The organism is Arthrobacter sp. UYCu511 (assembly GCF_040547105.1).
Taxonomy (GTDB): Bacteria; Actinomycetota; Actinomycetes; order Actinomycetales; family Micrococcaceae; genus Specibacter; species Specibacter psychrochitiniphilus.
The window spans coordinates 1-20219 of sequence record NZ_JBEPPB010000013.1 but is presented as its reverse complement, the minus strand read 5'-3'; the positions used below and the strand labels follow the sequence as shown (position 1 = coordinate 20219).

The 20219-nt window shown below is 58.2% G+C and carries 15 protein-coding genes; 8 read left to right on the top strand and 7 right to left on the bottom strand.

Annotation, left to right across the window (positions count from 1 at the left end; all coding sequences use genetic code 11):
• Positions 1-3: 3 nt before the first annotated feature.
• A complete protein-coding gene (locus ABIB48_RS15410; RefSeq protein WP_110107252.1) occupies positions 4-837 on the bottom strand; it encodes a hypothetical protein in 834 nt (277 codons plus the stop codon).
• Positions 838-998: 161 nt separating this feature from the next.
• Between ABIB48_RS15410 and xseA the strand changes: the two genes are divergently transcribed.
• The gene (gene xseA, locus ABIB48_RS15405; protein ID WP_110107253.1) at positions 999-2315 is read left to right on the top strand and encodes an exodeoxyribonuclease VII large subunit; all 1317 of its coding nucleotides are present in this window, start codon (positions 999-1001) and stop codon (positions 2313-2315) included.
• Positions 2312-2539 carry an exodeoxyribonuclease VII small subunit gene (locus ABIB48_RS15400; RefSeq protein ID WP_110107254.1) on the top strand — a complete coding sequence of 76 codons (228 nt, stop codon included), beginning with the start codon at positions 2312-2314 and terminating at the stop codon, positions 2537-2539. Before xseA ends, ABIB48_RS15400 begins: the two co-directional genes overlap by 4 nt.
• Positions 2540-2593: 54 nt before the next feature.
• On the opposite strand, the gene ABIB48_RS15395 is transcribed toward ABIB48_RS15400, so the two are convergent.
• The 4 genes from ABIB48_RS15395 to ABIB48_RS15380 all read right to left on the bottom strand — a co-directional run bounded on the left by ABIB48_RS15395 (position 2594) and on the right by ABIB48_RS15380 (position 7782).
• Positions 2594-3448 (bottom strand): PPK2 family polyphosphate kinase, encoded by an 855-nt coding sequence (locus ABIB48_RS15395; protein ID WP_110107255.1) that lies wholly within the window; start codon positions 3446-3448, stop codon positions 2594-2596.
• A gap of 12 nt (positions 3449-3460) precedes the next feature.
• Positions 3461-4678 carry a pyridoxal phosphate-dependent aminotransferase gene (locus ABIB48_RS15390; protein WP_315912874.1) on the bottom strand — a complete coding sequence of 406 codons (1218 nt, stop codon included), beginning with the start codon at positions 4676-4678 and terminating at the stop codon, positions 3461-3463.
• 164 nt (positions 4679-4842) lie between these two features.
• Positions 4843-5802 carry an ABC transporter substrate-binding protein gene (locus ABIB48_RS15385; protein ID WP_146213078.1) on the bottom strand — a complete coding sequence of 320 codons (960 nt, stop codon included), beginning with the start codon at positions 5800-5802 and terminating at the stop codon, positions 4843-4845.
• Between the two features lie 39 nt (positions 5803-5841).
• The gene (locus tag ABIB48_RS15380) at positions 5842-7782 is read right to left on the bottom strand and encodes a glycoside hydrolase family 35 protein (RefSeq protein WP_354213550.1); all 1941 of its coding nucleotides are present in this window, start codon (positions 7780-7782) and stop codon (positions 5842-5844) included.
• 218 nt (positions 7783-8000) lie between these two features.
• Between ABIB48_RS15380 and ABIB48_RS15375 the strand changes: the two genes are divergently transcribed.
• Positions 8001-9020 carry a LacI family DNA-binding transcriptional regulator gene (locus tag ABIB48_RS15375; RefSeq protein ID WP_354213549.1) on the top strand — a complete coding sequence of 340 codons (1020 nt, stop codon included), beginning with the start codon at positions 8001-8003 and terminating at the stop codon, positions 9018-9020.
• An 89-nt stretch (positions 9021-9109) separates the two neighbouring features.
• Here ABIB48_RS15375 and ABIB48_RS15370 read toward each other — a convergent pair whose 3' ends face one another.
• Positions 9110-10024 carry an N-acetylglucosamine kinase gene (locus ABIB48_RS15370; protein ID WP_315912872.1) on the bottom strand — a complete coding sequence of 305 codons (915 nt, stop codon included), beginning with the start codon at positions 10022-10024 and terminating at the stop codon, positions 9110-9112.
• A 17-nt stretch (positions 10025-10041) separates the two neighbouring features.
• Between ABIB48_RS15370 and ABIB48_RS15365 the strand changes: the two genes are divergently transcribed.
• From ABIB48_RS15365 to corA, 3 genes are all read left to right on the top strand, one after another.
• Entirely contained in the window at positions 10042-11073 is a 1032-nt protein-coding gene (locus tag ABIB48_RS15365; RefSeq protein WP_354213548.1) for a nitronate monooxygenase, read from the top strand.
• Positions 11074-11288: 215 nt separating this feature from the next.
• The gene (locus ABIB48_RS15360) at positions 11289-11804 is read left to right on the top strand and encodes an Lrp/AsnC family transcriptional regulator (RefSeq protein WP_354213547.1); all 516 of its coding nucleotides are present in this window, start codon (positions 11289-11291) and stop codon (positions 11802-11804) included.
• Positions 11805-11846: 42 nt separating this feature from the next.
• Positions 11847-12842: a magnesium/cobalt transporter CorA gene (gene corA, locus ABIB48_RS15355; protein ID WP_110107260.1), complete on the top strand. Its 996-nt coding sequence runs from the start codon at positions 11847-11849 to the stop codon at positions 12840-12842.
• Between the two features lie 45 nt (positions 12843-12887).
• On the opposite strand, the gene ABIB48_RS15350 is transcribed toward corA, so the two are convergent.
• Complete coding sequence (locus ABIB48_RS15350) at positions 12888-14174, bottom strand: ATP-binding protein (RefSeq protein ID WP_354213546.1); 1287 nt, start codon at positions 14172-14174, stop codon at positions 12888-12890.
• A 205-nt stretch (positions 14175-14379) separates the two neighbouring features.
• Between ABIB48_RS15350 and ABIB48_RS15345 the strand changes: the two genes are divergently transcribed.
• On the top strand, positions 14380-15009 hold the full coding sequence (locus tag ABIB48_RS15345) for a malonic semialdehyde reductase (protein ID WP_354213545.1): 630 nt from the start codon (positions 14380-14382) through the stop codon (positions 15007-15009).
• A gap of 325 nt (positions 15010-15334) precedes the next feature.
• Entirely contained in the window at positions 15335-19789 is a 4455-nt protein-coding gene (locus ABIB48_RS15340; RefSeq protein WP_354213592.1) for a family 20 glycosylhydrolase, read from the top strand.
• Positions 19790-20219 lie beyond the last annotated feature (430 nt).

Genomic DNA, 20219 nt, shown 5'->3' with positions numbered 1-20219 from the left:
ATCCTACGTGGTGCGCGAGCGCTTAATTATGAGAGCTGCACCACCGCACACAGCCAACACCCCAGCTGCAATAAGTGTGGCTGTTATACCGCGCTGCCAGCTATCCCGTGCCAGTGCTCCCAGTTCACGCCCAAACTGTTGTGCAACTTCCGGGCCCACTGCCAGTCCGGCCAAGGTGCTCTCCACAAACCCCGAACCCATCAGCCACAGCAGGGCAACGATCGCCAGCCCTACACCCCCAAGAATGAGCGTCAATGCACGCCGCTTGGCGACCACCACGCCCAAGACAAAAAGGACTGCTGCGATCAGTGCCAGCCATCCCGACCATGCTCCGAGGATGGTCATTATGGGCAGTACCTGGGCTACCTTGGGCTGATCCGCAGTTACCACCACGTCTTGGGGTGTTGGCAGCGGAACGCCTATATTCTTGGTGACGTTATCGGCCACCAGCTGAACCAGCGGGGCAATGTCCAGTTTTAGGTCCCCCTCGATGTCGTTGTTTCCAGCTGCAGCGAAGGTGAGGTTGTGGCTGCGTTGCAGAGTCTCGGTCCAAGCCTGCTCATAACCGGGATCGGTGTAAATTGCCCGGGCGGCAGTTTTGATCAGCGCCCCCGCAAGGTCGTTGAGCATCGGTGGCAGGTTTAAAGAAGCCGTGGCTTGTTCGCTCACCAAGGCAGTTAGGCCCTCTTGAAAGTCCTTGTTATTGCCCAGCGGACCCGCCAATTGGGTGAATCCTGGACCGTCAACAACGTTGCGCTGTAGCCACAAGGCGGGGCCGGCAACGGCGGCCAGTAGCAGAGCTACGATCACAAGAAGAGCGGAAGCTGCACTGCGCATTAGAGGTCCCCAAGCTACGTTTTCATCCCGATGGTAGCTGCCAATTCTAGTGCAAGACTGTGGATAGCTGCGCTTCCGTGTCAGTGCGTGAAGATACAGTTGTATCAAGCATCAGGGCCTGACCGAACCAGCCACCCGGAACAAAAGTAAGGCGATACCTCATGGCGGAAGCACCGGAGCGAAAGGTCCTTGCGCCTACGGCTGCGCAGACCACTGCCGAGAACCCATGGCCTTTGCAAATGCTGAGCCAGAAGTTAAAGGCACACATTGAAAAGGCTCCCGCAACATGGGTTGAGGCGCAGGTTATCGAACTGAATAAGCGCGCCAATGTCAGCTACCTTACGTTGCGTGACATTGATGCAGAGGTGTCCCTGAGCGTCACTGTGTGGGGTTCGGTACTGAGTAGGTTGGAAGCGCCGCTGGAGCGAGGCTCCCGCGTGGTGGCACAGCTCAAACCCGATTTTTGGATCAAGACCGGCCGCCTCTCCATGCAAGGCATGGACATCCGGCCCGTTGGGTTGGGCGATTTGTTGGCCCGCATTGAAAAACTGCGTCAAGCCTTGGCCGCCGAGGGGCTCTTTGATCCACGCAGGAAGAAGCCACTGCCACTTCTCCCCCACCGGATCGGTCTCATTACGGGACGTAACTCCGATGCCATGAAAGATGTCCTGCGCAATGCCTCGCTGCGCTGGCCGGCTGTTGAATTTGAGGTGCGTGAAGTCGCGGTCCAAGGTGTCAACGCTGTCAGTGGCGTCATCGCCGCCCTGGAAGAGCTCGATCACGACCCCCGGGTTGACGTCATTGTTATTGCCCGCGGTGGCGGATCCTTAGAGGATCTTTTACCGTTTAGCCACGAATCTCTGGTTCGCGCTGTTGCGGCCGCGAAGACCCCGGTGGTTAGCGCCATCGGCCACGAGGCCGACCGCCCACTCCTGGACGAGGTTGCTGATCTACGGGCGTCTACCCCCACTGATGCTGCCAAACGAATCGTGCCTGACGTGGGTGAGGAATTGCAGCGCCTCGGTCAGGCTCGCACCCAGCTCAACCGCCGCATTAGGGAGCTGTTGGAGCGTGAAACTGAGCGGTTGGCGTATCTGCGCACCCGCCCTGTCCTGGCCAACCCCCACGTAATGTTGCATTCCCGGGCCGACGACGTCGCCGCACTGTCCAGCCGGGCCTTGACCGCCGTGCGCACCCAGGTCGGCAGACACACAGACCAACTGGTGCACTTGAGGGCTCAGGTCCGGGCACTCTCACCCCAAAAAACCCTTGACCGGGGATACGCGGTAGTCCAATTAGAGGACCGGAGCATCGTCAGATCTCCCGCACAGGTTTTCAACGGCACACCATTGAAAGTTCGTGTTGCCGGCGGAGATTTCACTGCCCAAGGAAGCGGCCCCATCGCCACCCACGAGGTAGCCCCAACGGCAGTAGCCACAACAGATTTAGCCACCACACTTACAGAGGATCAGACATGAGCCCCGCAGCAGCACCCGCGCAGAACGCAGACATTGCAGCCCTCAGCTATGAGCAGGCCCGTGAGCAACTTATGGGAGTTGTCAACCAACTCGAAGCCGGAAGTTCCAGTTTGGAAGACTCTTTGGCCCTGTGGGAGCGTGGCGAAGCCTTGGCTCAACGTTGTGAAGAGTGGTTAGAAGGCGCCAAAGCCCGCCTGGACGCAGCTCGATCCGATAACCAGTAATGAGGATAGCCCGGGTGGTCTGCTGCGAGCGCAGATATTCCCGGGCCACCCGGATTAGGCGTCCTTCAACCGGGCCCGTTCTACTTCCAAGTCGAAATCGCCAGCCGGCCATTGCAGATTCAACCCGCCCAGTGCCTTGATCAGGATTTCTTGAACAGCAATGCGGGCATACCATTTCTTGTCAGCCGGGACCACGTACCAGGGTGCTATTTCCGTGCTCGTCTTCTCAAATACCTTTTGGTAGGCAGCCATATAGGCGGGCCAGTGAGCGCGCTCATCGAGATCCGTGGGGCTGTATTTCCAGTACTTGGTGGGATCGTGCAGCCGGGCAGAGAGTCGTTGTAGTTGCTCATCTGGACCCACGTTGAGCATCACCTTCACCACGGTGGTACCTGCTGTTGCCATTTCCGCCTCAAAGTCATTGATGGCGCGGTAACGGCGTTCCAGTTCAGTTCCGTCAGCCCAACCATGAACCCGGTGAATGAGCACATCCTCGTAGTGGGATCGATCGAAGACTCCCAACATCCCGGCCCCGGGCGCCGCAGGACGCACCCTCCACAAAAAATCGTGGGCAGCTTCTTGCTCCGTAGGAGCTTTGAAGGTGGTGAGCTTAACACCCTGTGGATCCACTGCACCCACCAACCTGCCAACAATACCGCCCTTGCCAGCTGTGTCCATTGCCTGCAAAATCAGCAGTGCCGATTTTTTTCCACCAAAACGGCTCTCAGCAAAGAGCTGCTCTTGGAGCCGCGCTAAGACTGGCGCACGCTGGGATAGGGTTGCGACGCCCTCGGCCTTGCCCCCGGTAAATCCCGGGGCAGCATTGGTAGGCTGCTGCGCCAGGGTAAAGCCTGCTCCCACGCGCAAGAGCTCGGAGGGGTGATCGGTAAAACCAAGCGGTAGGGACACGGTGGGCCTTTCCTAGGGTTTGTACGTGCTCAGGAACTCAGCAATCCGCCCAATGGCTTCTTCTAAATCCAAGACATTGGGTAGTGTGACGAGGCGGAAATGATCTGGCTGGGTCCAGTTGAACGCCCGCCCGTGAGAGATGAGGATCTTTTGTGACTCCAATAGGTCCAAAGCGAACTTCTCATCATTCTTGATGGGGTAAACCTCCGGGTCAAGCTTGGGGAACAAATACAGTGCGCCCTTGGCCTGGTTGACGGAAACTCCCGGAATATCATTGAGCATACGGTAGGCAAGATCTCGCTGGTCGCGCAGCCTCCCGCCGGGCAAGATCAAATCCGTGATGCTCTGATGACCGCCTAGCGCGGTTTGGATGGCATGCTGACCCGGCGCGTTGGCGCACAAGCGCATGTTGGCCAGCAAGTTAATGCCTTCCAGATAGTCCGCGGCAGCCGCCTTCGGTCCGGAGATCGCCAACCAGCCTGAACGGTACCCACAGATCCGGTACGCCTTGGACAAACCACTGAAGGTCATGCACAAAACATCGTCTCCGGTGAGGCTGGCCGTATTGATGTGGACGGCGTCGTCATAGAGGATCTTCTCGTAGATTTCGTCAGAGAACACCACCAGATCATGTTTGCGCGCCAGATCAACCATGCCCTGAACAATGTGTGCCGGATACACCGCTCCGGTGGGGTTGTTGGGGTTGATAATGACAAGGCCTTTGGTCCTTGGCGTAATTTTTGACGCCAAATCCTCAAGGTCCGGCCACCACTCATTGGACTCATCACACAGGTAGTGCACCGGCCGGCCACCTGCAAGGCTTACGGAGGCCGTCCACAGCGGATAGTCCGGGGTAGGAATCAACACCTCATCACCGTTATTCAGCAATGCCATTAAGGAGAGCGTGATGAGTTCACTCACCCCGTTTCCAAGGTAAACGTCATCTACATGAATGTTCTGAATACCACGCGTCTGGTAGTACTGCACTACCGCGGTACGGGCGGAGAATATTCCGCGGGAATCCGTGTATCCCTGGGCGTGGGGTAGATGGCGGATCATGTCCACCAAGATGGCATCGGGAGCTTCGAATCCAAAGGGAGCCGGGTTACCGATGTTCAATTTCAGTATCCGGTGACCTTCAGATTCCATCTGCTGGGCTTTCGCCAGCAGAGGTCCACGGATGTCGTAGAGAACGTTGTGAAGCTTGGTGGATTGGGTAAATTCTGCCATTTAACCAATATGGCACATCCAGGCCCCGCTTTTCCGCTGGAACCAACGCGGCGGGCGGGCCAATGCCAATCAAGTGGCTTGTTGGTCCGTTTTTTTGGGGAAGCGGCCTGTGGGGCGGTGGCTTTGGGGGCAGAGCTTGTTAGGCAGGACGTATTGGGCCGGCGTCAGGAGCCTGCTTTTACCAAGCCCACTTGAATCAGCCACGCGGCAGCTGCTTCAGATGAATTGGCGAAGTGGCGGTCCTGGGCGAGCCTGTTGAGATTCGCCAGCTCGTCCGTGGTCAGCGCGGCACTGACCTTATTCAGAATCCCCTGGGCGGCAGCGGAAACCTTGGAATTGCTGACCAGCGGCACAATATTTTGTTCCAAGAACAGTTTTTTGGTGTCAGTGAGCACCACTAGCGAGTTATCGTCAATGGCCGGTGCAGAAATATGGATATCCGCCACTTGAATGTCATCTCTCAGCAACGCCCACAAGACGTCATCACGACTGCCGTCAAAAAGCGGTTTTAACACCACAAACTTTTTCGGCACGCAGTTGTAATCGGTGCCCAAACCTACCAGTCCCCGGCCGCTGTTTTGAAAGTCGGCGGTGCCTCCCAGCAGCAATTTGTTGCAAACTTTGGTAAGGTCCGCAATGGTTTTGAGCTGGTATTTTTCTGCCGTTTCCGCCGTGACCACCAAGCTGTCACCGACAATGGCCTTGGCCGGATCCAACACGCTGATGCTCTCCGGCAGGACTTCTTGCAAGGCGCTCAGAACGTCCGCAGGAGTCTCTGGAGCAACACTTGGAACGGCTGCAGACAAGAGCTCGCGCGAGTAAGCCGGGACAATGTCTATGCTGCCAGCTATCAAGTTGGACCATGCATCCTGGGCCGACCCCGGGGTTGTCCCCACCTCAGCTTTAATTCCTGCAGCCTTGAGCGCCGCCGCATACGCATGACCCACCAGTTCACCCTCTTGGGCATTTACACCAGAGGGTGAGATCAGTGGCTCAATCCGCAGTGCTGGCACATCAGTGCTCATCGAGGCGCTTGGGACGCTCACAATCGGTTCAGGAGTGCACGCCGTCAGCGTCCCGAGCAGAAGGCACGCACTCAACGTGGCAATCAGCCTCTTGCGCACCTGTTACTCCCTGCTAGATTGACTGCTGCTAACTGGGTCTCACCCCAAATCCTCAACATACGTTACCCCGATAAGGCCCAAATTGGGTTCCTCGTGAAGTTCCGCATGGGTTCCACCATGTTCGAACTCAAGCACTGTGATCTTGTTGGCACCAGCTTTCAGCAGTGGCGCCGGAACATACAGTGTCACTTGCGGTCCCACTTCCCAGAAGCGGCCCAGCAAGAAGCCATTGACCCAGACCACACCCTTGCCGAAGCCGGGCAGGGAAAGATACGTATCAGCAGCTTTCTCGATCCGCAGTTCACCGTGGAAATATCCAGCCCCGGCGCCATCAGTGGCCGCGGACCCGTCCGTGGCAGGGTTTTCCTTGGTGCCGGAAGAATTGGGGCTTTCCGGGTTATCTGAACTGTCCTCCGCCGTACCTACCTGGAGCAATTCTGAGAGTGGCTTTTCCAAGTTCACTGGGCGCTGGTCCCATTGGAAGATGTAACGCTGATTGATCAAAACACCATCCAGGATGCCCTTACCCTGCCCGAAGAAGGGTCCGTAATTGATACGCCCCTGGTTCTCCACCAAAATTTCCACTGCTGCCAGGCCTCCTGCAGTGGTAACTTTGACGCCTTCTTCGCAAGTAGCGTCGGTCAGAACTCCTTGGTATTTCCCGTCCACCCACACATAGGCGCGGTCGTGCAAGTCACGGATCTTAATGGTGGCCTCACCCACGGGCAGAACGGCCTTGGCACTGTAGTGGACCAACCCGCGGTCCAGTCCGAGTTTTTCAAAGGACATGGGTTTGATGCTGTGGACGGGTTTGATGGCACGCACAAAATCTAGCAATGCTGTGCCGCGGGTCAGCTCGAAGGTGCAGGCGGGGATCACAGCGCCCGGACGTTCCAAGTGCACTGGGATGGGTGTCAGTTCACGCCCCGATGCGGCGAAAAATGCTTCCCGCATTGCATAAAACTTCTCTGTCAGCCGGCCATCTTCAGCGATTGGCGCATCAGAGTCGTAGCTGGTGACAGTGGGCTGGATGGCTCCATCATGGTTTGCCCCGGAGGTCAGCCCAAAGTTTGTGCCACCATGTGCCATGTACAGGCAGATGGAACCGTCAAGATCAAGGATCTTTTTAGCCTCGGCAGCCGCATCCACGCCTCCGCGTGTGTGGTGATCCTCTCCCCAGTGGTCAAACCAACCGTTCCAAAATTCGACGTTGAAGAAGGGCTCGCCGGGACGCCTGCGCTGCCATACAGCATCCGCTTCCTCGCCACGGGAGCCTAACGTTGCCGTTGCCCAAGTGTCAGGCAGGGAGCCGCCGTCAAGGTAGTAGTCGGTGCCGCCGTCGGCCGTGAAAAGAATTTCCGTGATGCCGCGGTCCAGCAACGCCTTACGGTTCCAGCGCAGGTACTCTTTGTCATCACCGTAGCTGCCGTATTCGTTTTCAATCTGGACCGCCACTACCGGCCCGCCATGGCACGCTTGCAACGGCTCAATGATGGGCAGCAACTGATCAAACCACTTCTCCACAACGCCGGTGAACAAGGGATCAGAAGAACGCAACACCATCTCGGGATCAGAAACCGCCCATGAGGGGAATCCGCCATTGTCCCATTCGGCACAGATGTAGGGGCCGGGACGCACTATGACATCAAGTCCGGATTCGCCAGCTAACGTGATGAATTTGGCGAGGTCTTTCCAGCCGGTGAAGTCCGGGGCCACATCCTCATAGGGCTGGTGGAAGTTCCATGCAACGTAGGTGTCCAAGGTGTTGATACCCATGGCAACCAGCCGGTCAATTCTGTCTTGCCATTGTTCCGGATGAATCCTGAAGTAGTGGATGGCGCCGGCAATAATGCGGTGAGGCTGTCCATATTTGAAGAGCAAGCGAGCCGAGTAGCTCAATGCGGGCGCTGGCCTCGCAGGCGGGAAGTTCTCTTCTACCAAAGTGGCTTCCGAACTACCGGCCATCTCTGACGAGGTCATGAACGTGGACAACTAAACTCCTGGCACTAGGGATTCGTCACAGAAAAAAACAACTCTGTTATGGATAACAATTTAAGCCGATCAAACCCGATTCATGAAACACGAAACGCCATCGCCAGCTGAATCCAAGCTATGTTACATGATAACAACTAGGCTTGCAGACAAACCGAAGCTAATGCTCCACGCTGGCTGCCAGCTTCCCCACCCCAAGGAAATCCATGAGCACCCATCAATTTGAGCGCGGTCCGGCAATGCGAGACGTCGCGGCAGCAGCGGGCGTGTCCGCACAGACTGTATCCCGGGTGCTCAATGAGCACCCCAACGTTCAAGAAAGCACACGCCGGCGGGTGCTAGCTGTTGTTGATGAGCTGGGCTACCGAAGGAACTACACCGCCCGGGCCTTGGTTACAGGGCGGTCAAAGACCATTGGCGTTCTGACCTTGGCTACCAATAATTACTCACGCTCATCGCTCTCGCTGGGTGTTGAACTGGGAGCCCGCGAAGCTGGCTACACCGTGAACTCGGTGACGTCCAGCCTGAGTGCACAAAGCGTCATCGACGCGGTGAGCCGCCTGGTTTCCCAAGGAGTGGACGGCATCATCATTGCCGCACCGCTCCAAGAAGCCGTGGAGACGGTAGAAAAAATCACGGCAAGAATCCCCACCGTCAACACTGACGGATCCTCCGGGATGGGCGATCGCATGGTTGGCGTTGATCAGGACATGGCAGCAGTCCTGGCAACCCGGCACCTGTTGGAGTTGGGACACAAGACGGTTTGGCATGTGGCCGGACCTGCTGACTGGTCTGACGCTTCAAGCCGCCTGCAGAGCTGGCGACGAACGCTCCAAGAGGCCGGCCGGGAAGTTCCCCCGGAGTTGCACGGAGATTGGAGCCCGGAGTCCGGCTACCGCAATGGACTAATTTTGGGGCGGATGCCCGAGGTCACAGCAATTCTTGTGGCGAGCGATGAAATGGCCTTTGGTGTTATCCGGGCGCTGAGCGAACTTGGCCGGCGCATTCCCGAAGACGTCTCAGTGGTAGGCATTGATGATATTGACCTGGCCGAATTTTCAAACCCGCCACTAACTACCATCCGTCAGTCCTTTGAAGATACGGGCCGGCGCGCTGTGCAACGGCTCGTTGCCCAGATCACTAATCCAGAAGCGGTCAGCAGTCAGGACATCCTCAAACCCACACTCATTGTGCGGGCAAGCACCGCACCACCGCCGGCCGGCTAGAAGGCCCCAAGTTTGAGTGCTCCGGGTCTGCGCTAGTTCCTGTCCTGCGCGAGCGGCAGGCCGGGCCCGCACCCAAGGCCAGGCCCGCGCTAGTTCCTGCCCTGCGCGATCAGGAGTGGGATGCCAAAAATGGGATCCTGGCGCAAAATTTGCACCTCACCCATCCCCCGCGAAGCTGCGTGGGAGGCGACTGCGGCTTGCAAGGCTGGCACATTGCTGCCTAGCCCGCTGCCCAGCACAAGCGGGCCCGTCAGGTTCAGCGCCGTGGCAACTTCGGCTGCCAACCCGGCCAAATCTGATCCTGCACGGTCCACCAGTTCCAGTGCGTGTTCATGGCCGCTTTGCGCTGCCGCGAAGATCACCGGTGAGGCAGCCGCCCAATAGCGCCTGGTTGTACCCTGATGGAAATGGGCAATGAGTGATTGGGGCTCGCTCAGTCCGCAATACTTGAGCAGCCCGGCCGTCAGCGCATCGACGTCCTTGCCTGCGTCCATTCGCCGCAGGCTGTACCTGACAGCCTCGCGTGCCAACCAGTATCCGCTTCCCTCATCCCCCAGCAGGTAGCCCCACCCACCAGCGCGGGCTTGCTCTCCTGCCTCGTTGATCCCCCAAGCGGCTGATCCTGTCCCGGCAATCACGGCAACTCCGAAGCTCAGGCCTGCCGCCGCCAGCAACAGCCGGGTGTCATGCACCACGTCAATCTGGGCACCCGGCACAAAAGGAGCAATGAGTTCCCTGAGTGCGCGGGCATCGCTGTCCGTATCAACACCCCCAGCACCGGCAAGGAGCCGGCTCGCCCCGTCCACATCCAGTGCGGCGAACAACGCTGCCATGTTCTCTACGGCGGTTTCCCGGCTAACATTCTGAACGTTGGTGCTGCCTACGCTGGCGTCACTACTGATAATGCCGTCCGTCCAGACGATGCCTCGCGTTTTCGAGCCGCCAATGTCCAGCCCAACAAAGCGCGATGGGGCAGAGGAAAAGTTCAAGGGGTTTTTGTCCACACACCTAGACTAATGCCATGTTCATCACACCCTTGATTGCCGCACCCATGGCTGGCGGAACCACGACGACGGAACTCGCCTTGGCTGCCCAAGGTGCTGGCGCCTTTGCCTTCGCCGCCGGAGGCTATAAGACTGCTGACCAGCTCGCCGCACATATTGCCCCCTTGCGGGCCACAGGACTTGACTTTGGTGTGAACTTATTTGTTCCCCGGGATGATCCCTTGAGTGCACGTGGCGTGGCTGCTCTTTCCGCCTACCGGACCTCCCTGCGCTCCACCGCACAGCGCTACGGGGCGCAGTTGCCCGCCGTGGCACCAGATAAGGACAAAGTGCAAGACTATTGGATCGAGAAGATGGCCCTGCTCTTGGCAGATCCAGTTCCGCTGGTCAGTTTCACTTTTGGCCTGGCGTCCAACGAAGTGGTGGCCAGCTTGCACAAGGTTGGCACCCGGGTGGCTGCCTCCGTGACGAACGTGGCTGAGGCTCTCGCGGCTGGCGCTACGGGTGTGGATGCTCTGATTGTTCAGCACGCAGGCGCGGGTGGGCACACCGCCGCTTTCCTGCCGTCAAAAGCGACGCCACCCGATGCCAGCGGTACGCTGCCACAGCTGGTTGCCGCAATCGGGGCGGCTGTGAGCTTGCCGTTGGTAGGCGCGGGCGGCGTCAGCGGCCCCTCTGATGCCAAAGCCACTTTGGCCGCCGGAGCTGTTGCGGTGGCAATTGGAACTGCTCTCATCCGCACCGATGAGAGTGGCGCCCGGCAGCTCCACAAGGATGCCTTGGCAGACCCGTTCTACACCGAAACCGCCATGACACGGTCCTTTACCGGCAAGCCGGCCAGGGCGCTGGTCAACGAGTTTGTCCGTGAGCACACCGCCTGCGCACCTGAGGCTTATCCCGAGGTTCACTTCCTGACCGCGCCCCTGCGCAGCGCTGCTGCCGCCGCGCAAGATCCCCGCGCTGTGAACCTCTGGGCCGGGATCGGTTGGAAATCGGCGCAGAGCGGGCCCGCAGCCGCGGTAGTGGGAAGTTTTCTGCACGAACTCTAATTTTCTCCACGAACCTCGAGTGAATAGGCGCCACCAGCGGCCGCACCGCTGCCCACCCCACTCCGGCGCCGGGCTGATGCTCACGCTGGGCCGGCGCCGGGCTGCGCTACCGCTGGGCTGATAGCCCAATTGTTCGGGAATTTGCTAGAATGGCGAACTTACGGACGGCATTTTTGCCGACATTTCCGACAGCCACGCATACCTTGGAGGATCCCATGGCATCAAACGCGAAGAACGTTCGGCGCGATACGGCTCAGGCGGGTCTCCACGCGGAACCCTTGGACGCCGTCGACCGGCAGATCATTGACACGCTAGTGGCGGATGCCAGGATCACTAACCGGGACCTTGCCGACGCCGTGGGAATTGCCCCGTCCACAGCCCTGATGCGCACCCGGGCCCTCATGGAACGTGGCGCCATCGAAGGCTTTGAAGCGAAGCTGAACCTCGCCTCGATTGGTAGATCCGTGCAGGCCCTCATAGCCGTTAGGCTGCGCGCTCACGACCGGGACCAGATTGACACCTTTACAGCGCGGGTCCCGCAGCTTCCCGAGGTGCTCTCGACGTTCCACACCTCTGGTTCCGTAGATTATCTGCTGCATATTGCCGTCCGAGACACCGACGCTCTGCGTGACTGGGTTCTGGATAACCTCACCACCGACCCCGTGGTTGGCCATACTGAGACCACCTTGGTGTTCAAACACATGCCCGGCCACGCGGGTCCGTTGAACTAGCTTCGGAACACTTTTACCGCTCACCTCACCCATAATAGGCAGGTGAGCATTATTGATAACGCCGTATACGTTGACGGCTTGCGCTTTGCCAATCCCAACAGCCTAGATCAGACCTACGAGGTTATGGATTCTTGCGACGGCATGGCCTGGATAGGCATTTTCCGTCCCGACGCAGCTGAGATGCAATCGCTCGCTGCAGAATTTTCGCTACACGAGCTGGCTGTAGAAGATGCGATCAAAGCCCATCAGCGGCCCAAACTGGAACGGTACGACGACGTCCTCTTCACCGTGCTACGGCCCGCCAGATACTTTGATGAGACCGAGGCTGTGGAGTTCGGTGAGCTTCACATTTTTACCGGCAAAGACTTCGTCATCACCATCCGCCATGCCGAAACACCAGGACTGGCTTCAACCAGATCCCGGCTCGAGTCAGATCCGGATTTACTGGCGCAAGGTCCCGAAGCCGTGCTGTACGCCATCTTGGACCAGGTTGTGGATGACTACAAGCCCGTAGTCCAGGGTCTGGAAAACGATATCGACGAGATTGAGGACCAGCTTTTTTCCGGCGACCCCCACGTCTCACGGCGCATTTATCAACTGTCCCGGGAAGTCACCCAATTCCAGCGCGCCATCCACCCACTGCGGGGCATGCTGGAAAAACTCAAAAACGGATTCGAGAAATACCACGTCAACGTTGAGCTGCAGCGCTTTTTGCGCGATATAGAAGACCACATTGAAATTGTCACCGCCCAGGCCGACTCCTTCCGTGATCTCCTGCAAAATGCCCTGATCGTGGACGGGACCCTGACCACCAACCGTCAAAATGAAGCCAGCGCAGCCGAAAATCAGCAGATGAAGAAGATCTCATCCTGGGCCGCCATCTTATTTGCCCCCTCCTTTGTGGGATCGGTGTACGGCATGAACTTTGAGAACATGCCGGAGCTTCACTGGAGCCTGGGCTACCCCTTTGCCCTGGCCTTGATGTTCCTGGTGGGCCTTGTCATGTATCTCATCTTCAAAAAGAAGACCTGGCTTTAGTCCGGGCTGTGCCTGCTAAGGCTGTGCTGTGGTGACCTGTGCCGCTTAGGTCCTAGCCAGTGCTGCGATGTCATCAAGGAAGCTTTCAGACACGGCATCACTGACGGTGGCCGTGGTCTCGCCAATGGTTTCTAGGTAGTTCTCTGTGACCGGGCCACGGCGGCCGGTGAGTGGCGCGCCGTCGGCCATGGCCTTCTCCAGCGCCCGCTGGGAGGCGCTGCGGGCAGCGAACTCAATGTCAGCCGGGGAGAATCCCGCGCTGGCCCCCACCAGCGCCTGTACGTCAATATCCGCCACAACATGGGCCGGAATGAAGCGGTTCCACATAGCAGAGCGAGCCGCCTCATCAGGGAGTCCGATGGGGATCACGTAATCGAAACGGCCGTGGCGCAGGAACGCGGAATCCAGCGAGCGGATGAAGTTGGTTGCACACACCAGCAGCCGACCAGGCTGGTCGCGGAACGCCGGAATAATTTTCAGCAGCTCATTGGTGACACCCTGCATGGGCGACGGCGGCTCGCCGGACCGCCGCGAGGCGATCTCTTCCACCTCATCGATGAACACAACTACGTGCTCCAACTCCGCAATTTCCAGGAACGTCTGGCGCAGGGCACCGGCCAAGCCGCCGGGCTCCCCTGCCAGCCGGGACGGAAAGACTTCCACAAAAGGCCATTCAAGACGGGACGCAATGGCCTTGGCAAAGGTGGTTTTTCCCGTTCCTGGAGGACCAAAAAGAACGACGGCGCGCGGCGGCACCACTCCGAATTCCTCCGCAAGCTCCGGCTCTGCCAAAGGCAGAACAAGCCTTCGCTCAAGTAATTCCTTCTCTGCCGTCATGCCCGCAACACGGTCCCAGAGGTCCCGTGGCAGAACCCTTCCGCCAAGCTCGTCCAGTGCGCCGCGCTCTGCCCGCTGGACCGGGATCCGCCGTTCAAAGTAGCGCAGATTCTTCTTCACCACGAACCCTCGGTTGGTGAAAGCCTCTACCCGCGTTTGGGTCTCAGGCATGAGTGCGGAGAGTTTATTCAGGCCATGGGCTTCCATCCGGTTCTCCACAGCGGCCAGAAGCATGGTGCCAATGCCGCGCCCACGGAAGCTCGGCACGGTGGCTAGGAAAACGATCCAGCCTTGATCGTGAGCGGCCCTGGCAACCGCGGCGCCAATGACCTGTTCGCCTTGTACCGCCACCACGGCATGGTCCTTCTCGCAGGAAGCAAGAACTTCGGAAAGATCATAGACAGGCGCCACATCACTCTCACGCAGCGACTGCCACAGGGCAAGGATGCCTTCAACATCTTGTGAATGAAAATCCCGGATTGTCCATGCGCTCATGTCCCTGCCGCTCCTTTGCGTTAGCCAGTGAATGCATCATGGCACGCCCCGCCTCATCAGAGAAATTGTTGCGACGCTCACTTTGGAGCTGCCCCGAGCTCTGAGGCAACGCCCTGTGGTTAACTTCACGCCGTTTCTGGAAACAAAACCCGCTCCAGCAACGCTAAATCCAAATGAGAACATTTTCCCCACAGAAAGTTGCATCATGACCATCGAGATAACCCGCGAATTCGACCTGGACAGCGAACTCATCCTAGACAGTGATGCTGCAGCGGCCCTCTTTTTGGAGGCTCGCACGGCCAACAGCTGGGCTGATGAACAGATCAGCGACGAGACGCTGCAGGCCGTCTATACGCTGACCAAAATGGGCCCTACTGCCATGAACATTCAGCCGTTACGCATCGCCTGGATCCGATCCAGTGAAGCCCGCGCGCAATTGGTTGAGCACATGAATGAGGGCAATAAAGCCAAGACCCTCGCCGCCCCCATGGTTGCCGTTCTGAGCTACACCAACGAATGGCACAACCTGCTTGAGCGCACCACGCCGCACATGGCCTCAATGGCTCCCACCTTTGAAAAAAACCTTGATAGCCGCAACACCATGGCAGTTACCAATGCGCATTTGCAGGCCGGGTACTTCATTCTTGCTGCGCGTGCAGCAGGCCTTGCGGCAGGACCCATGACAGGATTCGATGCCTCAGGAGTTGACGCCCACTTTAATGCATATACCTCTTGTAGCGCATTCATGGTGGTGAACTTGGGCAAGCCCAGCGGTGTTATCGATCGCCAGCGCCTTCCCCGGCTAGATTTTGACTCCGCAACCGTAACGTTGTAATAATCTATTTCAAGTTTCTAACCTCGTTATGAAATTGTCTTTCACACGACACGTTGTCCTCCTTTTTCATCGAGGACAACGTGTTTTTTTGCATTACTGCGCTAAATTTCGGCAATTTTCAGTTTTCCCAAGGCGGTAGCAATGACATATTTTCATAGGATAGAAACCCTCACTTTCCTAAGTCTGCTAGTTAATCAACGCACGCGTGCGGCGTTGCTCTCCACGAGGCCGGTCACACTCTTTCGCTTTACCATTGCTATGGATAACATGGGTCACGTGTGACCTGTATCTCCAAAATTCAGCGAAGGATGAACTCGTGCGTTCCATGTGGAAAAAGACTCTAGCCATGGCGGTGGTGGCACCTGCCATGCTGCTGTCAATGGCGGCACCGCCCGCGCTGGCTGCCCCGGGCGACCCCGTATCAACTAATCTCGCTCTGGCTTCCGCCGGTGCAACCGTCACCTCCTCCGGTGACGAATCCGTCGGGAGCAACGGCCCCGACCTTGCCATCGACGGCGGCGACACCACCCGGTGGTCCTCAGAGCACTCCGACACTGCACAGTTGACGGTGAAACTGGCCAAACCTGCCGCAATTGACAAGATTGTCATCAAGTGGGAGAAGGCATGCGCAGCCCAGTACAAGCTGCAGGTCTCCACTGACGGCGTGAGCTTTGTAGATGCCACGGACGTGATCTCCCGCGCCAACTGCGCCCCGGAGACGCCCGACACCCAGACCATCAAGTCTTCCCTGGCTGGCACAAAGTACCAGTTTGTGCGCATGCAGGGCATCGCCCGTACTCCCATCGCGGGAACCAAGTGGGGCATCTCCCTCTTTGAAATGGAAGTGTGGGGCGTCCCGGCAGCTCCCGCCCAAAACATTGCACTGGCTTCAGCCGGGGCAACCGTCAGCGCCTCCGGCCAGGAAGTAGCCGGCCAGTGGGGTCCCGCTCTGGTCATTGACGGAGATACCGACAGCACCAAGCCCAATGCACAGCAGTCACGCTGGTCTTCCAACACCGCTGACAGCGCCAACATCACTGTGAAGCTAGCCGCCCCTACTGTCATTGATCACGTGGCCATCGTGTGGGAAAAGGCTTGTGCTGCGAAGTACAAGCTGCAGGTCTCAACCGACGGCATCACTTTTGTGGATGCCACCGACGTAATCGCCCCAACATGCAACACGCGCGACGTGCAGAAGCTCAAAGCCGGTGTTGCCGCCAATGCGTACCAGTATGTGCGCATGCAGGGGATTGAACGCACCCCGATCGGGGGCCAGAAATACGGCATCTCGCTCTGGGAGTTTCAGGTCTGGGATGGCGAAGAAGTCGCCACTCCAGCACCTGTGTCAGAGCCCGTCAACCTGATCCCGTTGCCGGTCAATATGGAAACACCTGACGAGGCGCCGTTCAAGCTGGGCGCAGGTTCACGCATCGTGGCCAACAACGCCGTGACCGCGAAGAGTGCCTCCTTCCTGGCCGAGCTCTTCCGCACCTCCACAGGTCTGGCCCTGCCGGTAGTGAATGGCAGCACCGGCGATGCCGATGACATCGTATTGCTCCAGACCCCTGGTGACATCCCTAATCTGGGTGCTCAGCTCCAGGCGGAGGCATACACGCTCAGCGTCGACGCGCTCACAGGTGCCAAGATCACCGCAGCCACCGACGATGGCATCTTCAACGGTGTCCAGACACTGCGTCAACTTTTCCCGGCATTCATTGAGTCCAAAACCAAGGTCAACGCCACTTGGACGGCTCCTGCCGTGGAAATCTCCGATGCCCCCCGCTTCGACAAGCGCGGCATGATGCTAGATGTCGCCCGCGAATTCAAGAACCCTGACGAAGTCAAGGCCATCATTGATTCGCTGGCTTCCTACAAGATCTCCACACTGCATATGCACCTCGCAGATGATCAGGGCTGGCGCATCGAGATCACCAATGAGGGCAAAGTAGCTGGCGATGACATCGACTACAACCAGCTGACTGAGATTTCCGGCAAGGGCGGCATGACTCAGTTCAACCGCACCTACATGGACCTCTTGGGCAACACTGGCTTCTACACCCAAGCTGAATACAAGGACTTGGTAGCCTACGCCGCCGATCGCCACATTGAGATCATTCCTGAGATTGACGTCCCCGGCCACACCTCGGCCATTCTGCACGCCATTCCGCAGCTCAACACCGCTGGAACGAAGCCGAACGTTGACGAGTGGGGCGTTGTTCCCGAAGATGGAACCGGCAACGTTGGTACGTCCACCTTGGATGTTGCTGCCCCGCAGACCTGGACGTTCCTGGAACACGTCTTCGGCCAGATCGCCGAGATGACCACCAGCGAATACATCCACATTGGTGGCGACGAGTCCCATGTGACGGGCCACGACAACTACGTGGAGTTCATCACCAAGGCAGTGAAGCTCATCCACGATTTGGATAAGAAGCCCATTGGTTGGAACGAGGTCGCCATTGGTGGTCTGGAGGCCGGGGACGGCATTCAGTACTGGACCGGCGGCACCGCCGACACGCTGAGGGCCATCAAGGACAAGGGCGCCAAGCTCATGGTTTCCAATGGCTCCACGGCGTACCTGGACATGAAGTACAACGCCAAAACCCCGATTGGCCTGACGTGGGCCGGCATGGGCGACTTCCCCAAGTACTACGACTGGAATCCGGCTGCTGTCGTCAAAGATGGCACCACCAATCTCCCCGATTCAGCCATCCTGGGCGTTGAAGCCCCGCAGTGGTCCGAGACCATTCGTGGCGGCAAGCAGACTGAATTCATGGTCTTCCCGCGCGTAATTTCCTTCGCTGAAGTTGGCTGGACGCCTCAGGCAAAGCGAAACGTCAATGACTTCAAGGTCCGCATGGCCTCCATGGGTTCGCGCTTGCTGGCTGCCGACACCAACTTCTATGACGGCAACCAAGCCAAGTGGACCCCCGCCATGGCAGGCTTGCCGGTGGCAGTCTCCCCCGGCAAGAGCCTGAAGCTTGACGTTGGCCAGCTGGCAGCCCCCGGCACCAAGGCTTCTGCCGATGGCGCCACTATTGCTGTCGATGCTGTTGATGACGCCGACGGCGTGAGCGCCTCGAGCATCTTGGGGAACTTGGGCGTAAGTGTCAACTGGGGCGATGGCTCAGCCGCCACCCCGGCAACCTTTACGGCTAACACAGCCCGTAACCACATGTCCGCTGGCAGCCTTTACCAGCTGCAGGGCACCCACAGTTATGCGAGCGCAGGGACCTTCACCGGAACGCTGACCGCTTCCAACGGCACAACCGCACAGTTCACCGTGGTTGTTGCTGCTGGTACGGCAGATCCCAAGCTCCCCTATGTTTGGGATTCGACTCAGACCCCAACGTTGTCCACAACAGCAGCCACTGTTCGTGCCGGTTACCGGGCCCTGACCACTGTGACAGGGTTCGTTCCTGGTGAATATGTGACTCTCAACCTGGGCGGCAACAAGGTTGGTACCGTCCTTCCTGATGCCGAAGGCAAGGTAACACTGCAGATGCCGGTGTACCCGAGCACTTATGGCGGCAAGAACACCCTCACGGCCACTCAAGGTGAGCGCACTGCCAGCACCACATTGAACGTCGAATCAAATATGGTTCCACTGGCGAACAAAATCACGCAGAGCGAGATCAAGATCGCCTCAGTATCCTCCGAGGAACTGACGGGTGAAACAGCCCCCAACGGACCTGCTGCGGCGCTCCTTGATGGCAAGAAAGAAACTTTCTGGCACACCAAGTGGTCAAGCCCTGCCGGTAATTTCCCACACTCAGTGGTCTTTGACCTGGGCAAAAACTACGACGTGACGGGCTTTGAGTACACTCAGCGCCAGTCAAACACCAACGGCAAGTTCAAGGACTACGAACTCTATGTATCCGAGAACACCACCGATTTTGGCACCAAGGTAGCCAGCGGTTCATTCTTGGACGTGAGCCGTCCGCAGGTCATTGACATTGCCGGGAACAAGGTTGGCCGTTACGTGAAGCTGGTTGGTCTGAACTCCATTGAAGGCAATAACTTCGGTGGCGGTGCAGAAGTAAACATTGGCGGTGTCCTCCCGGGTACCACCGAGCCCACCACGGACCCGACAACGGAACCCACCACCGAGCCCACGGTAACGGCCTCACCCTCAGTTGAGCCCACGGTAACGGCCTCACCCTCAGTTGAGCCCACGGTAACGGCCTCACCCTCAGTTGAGCCCACAGCCACCACGGACCCGACAACGGATCCCACTGCCGACCCGACGGTAACGGCCAGCCCCTCGGTTGAGCCCACAGCCACCACGGTGCCCACAACCACCACGGAGCCGACAGTAGATCCGTCTACACCCGCAGACGGTGCACCCACAGCAGTTTTGAGTGATGCATCGGTGGCCCCGGGCGAGGAACTGACCATTACGGGCAGTAACTTCAAGCCGGGCAGCACGGCCACCTTCACACTGCATTCGGATCCCATTGTTTTGGGCACCGCAATTGCAAACAGCGAAGGAATCGTTTCCCTCAAGGTCACGCTGCCTTCCACTGTTACCCCGGGCGTTCACACCGTTATCATCACGGGACTGGGCAGCAACGGTGAAGCCGCCGAAGCAAGTGTCAAGTTGACTGTGGTAGCTGCTGCTAGCTCCACCAGCAGCACGCAAGCAGGCAATTCCAACAATGACGACCTCGCCTCCACCGGTGCAGGTACTACGCCGTTCCTCTTGGGCGGACTGTTGTTGGTTGTGGCTGGTGCGTTTACGCTGATCAGCCGCCGCAAGCGGAAGTCCTCACACGCCTAACCTTCGGGTTTAGGCGGCATTAGAATAGTGCGGGTCCCGATGACATGTGTCATCGGGACTCGCACTATTTTTATGCTCTTAGAGCTTCCACCCCGTGGTTCCAAAAGACATAGCCAAGCAGTTTTGCAGCTTGATGTGCTCTTGCAATCATCCACTGATGTTTGCTGGCGCCAGCCACTTCAAGCACGGCTAAAAGTCGGTGCTGGAAGGTTTCAAGTCAAGCGGTATCAAGGCGAGGTAGTTAGCCGTTAGCTTGCATTATTCTTTCGATAGTTTCTGCTGGCTGGGTGACTTTCCGGTGTGCGGAGGTAGTTGTTAAGTTCGGAGGCCTGTCGAGAGCTTGTTGCTTTTTGGGGTGCGGCGTTGCGGGGGTTTTCTCTGGCGGCGTTTAATGATTGGTGCATGGCCCGAGAATATCGCTCTGTAGATC